Source organism: Psychromonas sp. (assembly GCF_047632955.1).
GTDB lineage: Bacteria > Pseudomonadota > Gammaproteobacteria > Enterobacterales > Psychromonadaceae > Psychromonas.
In genome coordinates, this window is the sequence record NZ_JBLIED010000080.1 from 1 (window position 1) to 5,894 (window position 5,894).

Consider the following 5,894-nt stretch of genomic DNA (forward strand, 5'->3'; position numbering starts at 1 on the left):
TCCGAGTACCAGACAGTTAGCTAAAAAATTAGGTTTAAGCCACACCGCTATTGCTAATAAATTACGTGACTACGGCATTAACAAAAAGACTGTAAAAATAGTGTAATGGTCTTATTATAATTATTGATTGGTATTTTTTTTGTCAAATATTTGTAGTCACTCAAAAACAAGATAATGGAAGTTCGGCGAAAGTAAATATTACAGTCTTTTATTCTAAAGAGCCGAGATGAAATCCTGATAAAATTTAAAGTTATTTTGTTCTAAAAATCTGCTGATATCTAAATAGCAGATTTTTCAAAGATTTTTAATGGGTAATTCAGTAGTGTTTTTAACTTGTTTAAGCGCAAACGTTGAACTTAAATGGTCGACTAAGGGGAGATTTGTCAATTTAGTTTTAAGTAAGTGTTCATACTCTTCGATACTTTCGACAATAACTTTCAACAAATAATCCTTATCTCCACTAGTAGTATGACACTCAACTATTGATTCAATGTTTTGAACCGCCTTTTCAAAGTCATTTAATGACTCTCCGTCATGATTTTTTAAGGTGACATAAATGAAAACTGACACACCTAGATTTAATTTTTTATTATCCAGCAATGTCACTTTTTGAAGAATAACCTTCTCAGCTTCGAGTCGTTTAACTCTGCGCCAACATGGCGTGTGTGACAAACCCACTTTCTGACTTAAATCAGCCATCGAAACAGTCGCGTCTTTTTGCATGACTCGCAAAATTTCTCGATCGAATTTATCTAGTTTCATAAATTTATTTTATTTTATTGAGAGTATTTAATTGGCTGATAGCATGATGAAAGTTTAATTCTTTTTCAAGACAAAAAAGAGGATATTTATCCTAGTGACACAATTCATCTGTGATTTTTTAGTTTAACTAGTTTCACTGCACAATAAAGTCGCAAAAGATGTCCTACATCTTCTGGGATATGATCACCAAGTTAGAACATTTAAAGGGTGAGTGAGATGTCGGTTTTTGAGCATAGTGAATTTGATGGGCACGAACATGTGTCTTTTTATCAAGATAAAAAAAGTGGGTTAAAAGCAATCATTGCTGTGCATAATTCAAATCTAGGCAATGCCCTAGGGGGGTGTCGTATGTGGCCATATGCTAGTGATGAAGAAGCACTGCGAGACGTATTAAGATTGTCCAAGGGCATGACTTATAAAGCCGCGATGGCTGGGCTTAAACAGGGGGGCGGCAAGGCTGTTATTATTGGCAATCCTCGAACTGAAAAATCACCAGAAAAAATGTTTGCTATGGGTAAGTTCATTGATAGTTTATCTGGGATATACATCAGTGCTGAAGATTCAGGTTTGACAGTTGCTGACTTGAAGTTAATGGGTAGACAAACCGCTCATGTGGCAGGTATTCATGCCAAATATCATATTAATTCTGAACCAGCTGACGGAAATCCAGCTCCTTCAACAGCTTATGGCGTGTATGTTGGTCTTAAAACAACGGTAGAGCATGCGATGAACTCTGAGCTTAAAGGAGTAAGAGTCGCTATCCAAGGTCTCGGGCACGTTGGAATTCGCTTGGCGAAACATTTATATAAACAGGGGGCCAAGTTATATGTCAGCGATATCCATCCAGAAAATATTGAAAAAGCAGTCAGCGAGTTTTCTGCCACGGCAGTCAGCCCTGAAGATATTTTTGATTTAGATGTTGACGTATTTGCCCCTTGTGCAATGGGAGCCATTCTTGATGCCAAAAACATTGCGAGACTAAAAGTGAAAGTTATTGCTGGTGCAGCCAACAATCAGTTGGCTAAAGAAGAGTTTGGTCAGTTGTTAGCAGATAAAGGGATCTTGTATGCTCCAGATTATGTGATCAACGCTGGTGGAGTAATTGACATATATCACCAATCAATTTCTAGTTCAGATAAAGGTTTACGAGACCATATTGAAAAGATAAGCGATACACTATTAGAGATATACCGTCGCTCTCAGTCACAAGGAGTTGCGACTAATATTGTCGCTAATCAAATTGCTGAAGAACGATTTGGTTGATTTCTATACTTTGAATACATTTTCGAAAAAAATGTCGTGAAAAGGGTATTGCATCTGACATAAGCTTTGTTCATAATGCGCCCGCCTTAACGAGATGCAAAATTTTTGTTAAGGATTTTCAATGGTGACCTTTCGGTCCCCTCGCAATGATACTTTGTGAACCCGGTCAGACCTGGAAGGGAGCAGCCGCAGCAAACGACTCATGTGCCGAGGTGTGGCTGGAAGGGCACCACCACCACTAAATTCTTATCATATTGCTGACTTTAATTTCTTCTCTAAAATACTTTGATCCAAGAAGCTTATTGCCTGACCAATCGCGTTTACTGCATTCATTTCCATCTGTTGACGTTCACTTTGTGGTAAATAAAAGGACATGTCCACTTCAAATCTAATATATCGAGGAGGTATTTGGTTCAGTGCAAGGCAGCATAAATCAGCCAAATAATCTTCGTCCTTGGATTTATTCAGACCTAAGGCCTCAATTCGATCGAGTACTAAGTGTTCGTAATAGTTATGGACATCATCATCTAGCTTCATATCATTACCTAAAAGTATTATTTCATGGATCCAATATATACATTGTTGAGTGGTTTCGTCTAACAATTTAATTACCAAGCCTGTTCACAATAGTTAATGTTTTATCTTCATGACAGAAAAATTAGTAAAACAAAAATCTTTGGATAATAAAAGATAGATAACTTCTTTTTAATATAGGTGCTTTTTAATATAGGTGCTTTTTTAGTTATATGTTGTGCATTATGTTGCTATTCGGTGGTGTTTTTGACCCTATGTAATGATTCTGTTGGTTCTTGGATTAGAGGATCTCTCCCCTCATTTTAAAAGTCGTTTCAACGACTAAACTCTTAAAATATTTTGGTCCAAGGAGATATAAATGTTTATAAATTCAAAGTTGGCGAAGTCAATTCGTTTAGCTACAACATTTGGTATAGCATCCTCAGGGATGTTTGTGACTAATATTGTCATTGCTCAAAGTGCGAATGATACTGCTGATACACAAAAGATATCAGTTACTGGTTCGCATATTCTCCGTCCTTGTGCTGTGACTACAAGTCCAATTATGTTGATGGATTCCGAAGAAATAGCTTTCTTACAATAGCCAGAAATTGAAAAACCATTCGTATTTTACTTGGTACGGTCCCTGGAGATGGAGCGAATGCTAATAATGGTTCAGAGGGTGCAGCAACCATTAATCTTCGCGGTTTAGATACTGAAATAACTTTAGTCTTGATGAATGGCCGCCGTATGGAGCCATTTAACATTAATGGTCAAGTAGACACTGCCACTATATCTACAGCATTAATTGACCGTGTTGATGTGGTAACTGGTGGTGCCTAAGCTGTATACGGCTCTGACCCGGTTGCTGGTGCAGTCAATTTTATTCTTAATGAGAATTTCCAAGGCGTTGCTTTAGAGTATAACCACACTCAGACTGGCGATAGTGATGGAGACAGTGACAACATTTCTTTGACTATAGGTTCAAATCTGGATGATGACCGCGGTAATATCGCAATGTAATTAAGTTGGATGAATCGTGAGCAAATTTTATTAGGTGACAGGCTTTTAGGTCTCTTAGGAATTGATACTGACACGGGTGCCGGTCGGTACAGTTTCTAGCTGGAGAGCCGCCGATACCTCTAATTGGTGGTTGTGGCGGACCCAATGTGTTGGAGGATGATGGTTCTAACACGTTTAACGTAGAAAATACTTTCCCGAGCAGCTACGATGTTCTAGGACGTGAATATACACTTGGTGTCAAAGCACAATTTTAATGTGAACTTATCGCAAATATTAAAAGCTTAAAAAGAGACAATTTGGCCCTTTATTGGATTTGTTCAGAGGGACTGACACATCAAGTAAGATAAACGTGAATAATCAATAAACCATTTAAAAAAAAGAATTTCACATGAAGAAAAATATTTAAAGAAAGGCTGTATCGCCCTTGCAAAAAGGTGAAATGAAATTTAATTTTATAAATTCACAAGCTTACAGCTATTTGCTGCACATATTTTTTAGAACGATGAAGGCCAGTAAGACAACTTACTGCTATTATTATCAAAATGGTCAATGTCATTAAAGATGTAATGTGTTTAAAGACGATATTGAAACCTGTGTATCAGTAGGCAAAATTAATAAATCGGCGCATTTAGATTATTTTATGTTGATGGAGATATGACACGGGATTTGAGGCTTGAGAAGCCGTCAGTGAATTATTGTTTTTTGTTGATGTAATTATGATGAATAGTATCTACGTCACAAAAATAATTTATTCATAGCTTTATAGTAGATTTACTGTCAACTTTTCTGGCTGTAAGGTTTTGCTTAGAACTGCGGTGTAAGTTTAAACTTTTAAATCGACCTCCGTAGTTTAGTGTTAATTTGTATGTTGATATGATTAGTTTATGAACATTGATTGGCTGATTGTAATAAATTCCGTCTTAATAGGTGTAGTTTCTTGACAATTTACTTACATACGTGTGAATATTCTTAGGTCTTAGTCTTTATATTTATAAATTCGAAGCCCCTTAAACAACAGAGCTTTATAGCCCCTTGTCAACGAAGTATATGGCTTGACGAGGATTTAAAACAAAAAAAATTGGTTGGGAATTATGTCCAAAATGAGCCAGAGAAACCTTATTGCTTCTGCCGTCGTTGGTGCGATAGCACTCGGCAGCAGCGCCGTTGTCTCTGCAGATCCGTTAAACGAGCTTCACAAAGAAGAAGCTAAAATTCATGCGGCTGCAGCGAAATCCCAAAAGAAAATAAATAATCTGTACGAACAGTCACAGGAATTGTTTATTGAGTATCGCGGAGTAGTTGACGAAACAGAAAATCTGAAAGTCTACAATGACTACGTAGCTACATTGGTTGCAGATCAACAACGTAGCGTCGATTCATTACAAACACAGATTGATGGTATCGATGGCGTTAAACGTGGTGTAGTTCCGCTAATGTTTAGAATGATCGATAGTCTTGAGAAATTCATTAATCTTGATATTCCAATTAATCTGGAAGAGCGTAAAGAGCGTGTAGAACGCCTACGTGATGTTATGGCTAATTCAAATGTCACAACTTCTGAACAGTTCCGTCAAGTAATTGAAGCGTATCAAGTTGAAAATCAATACGGTACCAACATTCGAGCTTATCAAGGTAAGCTGGATTACGAAGGAACTAAAATTACGGTAGAGTTTTTCAATCTTGGTAGAACAGCTCTCTTAGCTTTGTCACTTGATCAAAAGAGTGCTTGGGTTTGGGACAATGATGCTAGGGCTTGGGAAGAGCTGGGTGCTGAATATATTAATCCAGTTGTAATAGCTGTGCGTATGGCGAACAAACTATTGCCTGCTGATCTTCTTAAACTACCAATCAAAGCTGCGGAGTAATATTGATGAAAACTGTATTTAAATCCATATTAGCTGCTGTGTCTATTACATTATTAGCCTCTTCAGCACAAGCAGCAACTTCTTTAGAAGAGCTTCTTGACGAAGTTAAAAAGAGCCGTGTATCAGAAGCACGTATTAATAAAGAACGTGAAGCGGAATTTCAGTCAGCTCGTTCTGACAAACAAGCTTTAGTAAGAAAGGCTCAAGCCGATCTCAAAGCTGAAACATCTCGTGGCGACAGGTTACAAAAAGCATTTGCCGATAACGAAGTAAGATTAGCCGAGAAAGAAGTTGAGTTGATAACTGCCACAGGTACGTTAGGTGAAATGTTTGGCGTAGTTCGTCAAGCATCTGCCGAAGCTTATGGCCAAATTTCTACTTCAATTGTAAGTGCTGAATTCCCAGGGCGTGGTGCGTTTTTAAAACGTATGTCTGAAGAAGCTAAAGGACTTCCTAACATTAAAGAGT

The 5,894-nt window shown here is 37.5% G+C and carries 7 protein-coding genes, 1 other RNA gene and 1 pseudogene; 7 read left to right on the top strand and 2 right to left on the bottom strand.

Annotation, left to right across the window (positions count from 1 at the left end; genetic code table 11):
- On the top strand, positions 1-106 hold a 106-nt coding region (locus ACJAZP_RS19675), incomplete at its 5' end, for a TyrR/PhhR family helix-turn-helix DNA-binding protein (protein ID WP_415232444.1).
- A 188-nt stretch (positions 107-294) separates the two neighbouring features.
- Here ACJAZP_RS19675 and ACJAZP_RS19680 read toward each other — a convergent pair.
- Positions 295-762: an Lrp/AsnC family transcriptional regulator gene (locus tag ACJAZP_RS19680; protein ID WP_007641249.1), complete on the bottom strand. Its 468-nt coding sequence runs from the start codon at positions 760-762 to the stop codon at positions 295-297.
- A 216-nt stretch (positions 763-978) separates the two neighbouring features.
- Between ACJAZP_RS19680 and ACJAZP_RS19685 the strand changes: the two genes are divergently transcribed.
- Positions 979-2,025: a Glu/Leu/Phe/Val dehydrogenase dimerization domain-containing protein gene (locus ACJAZP_RS19685; protein WP_415232440.1), complete on the top strand. Its 1,047-nt coding sequence runs from the start codon at positions 979-981 to the stop codon at positions 2,023-2,025.
- Between the two features lie 130 nt (positions 2,026-2,155).
- An RNA gene (ffs, locus tag ACJAZP_RS19690) (signal recognition particle sRNA small type) lies at positions 2,156-2,252 on the top strand.
- 22 nt (positions 2,253-2,274) lie between these two features.
- Here the strand turns inward: ffs and ACJAZP_RS19695 are convergent.
- On the bottom strand, positions 2,275-2,562 hold the full coding sequence (locus ACJAZP_RS19695; protein WP_415232441.1) for a late competence development ComFB family protein: 288 nt from the start codon (positions 2,560-2,562) through the stop codon (positions 2,275-2,277).
- Between the two features lie 355 nt (positions 2,563-2,917).
- On the opposite strand from ACJAZP_RS19695, the gene ACJAZP_RS19700 reads away from it, so the two are divergent.
- From ACJAZP_RS19700 to ACJAZP_RS19715, 4 genes and pseudogenes are all read left to right on the top strand, one after another.
- Entirely contained in the window at positions 2,918-3,142 is a 225-nt protein-coding gene (locus ACJAZP_RS19700) for a hypothetical protein (RefSeq protein ID WP_415232442.1), read from the top strand.
- A gap of 23 nt (positions 3,143-3,165) precedes the next feature.
- Positions 3,166-3,381 carry a TonB-dependent receptor plug domain-containing protein gene (locus ACJAZP_RS19705; protein WP_415232445.1) on the top strand — a complete coding sequence of 72 codons (216 nt, stop codon included), beginning with the start codon at positions 3,166-3,168 and terminating at the stop codon, positions 3,379-3,381.
- 1,280 nt (positions 3,382-4,661) lie between these two features.
- Complete coding sequence (locus ACJAZP_RS19710; RefSeq protein WP_415232443.1) at positions 4,662-5,426, top strand: DUF3450 domain-containing protein; 765 nt, start codon at positions 4,662-4,664, stop codon at positions 5,424-5,426.
- Positions 5,427-5,431: 5 nt separating this feature from the next.
- Positions 5,432-5,894, top strand: a pseudogene (locus ACJAZP_RS19715) (MotA/TolQ/ExbB proton channel family protein); the annotation flags it as partial.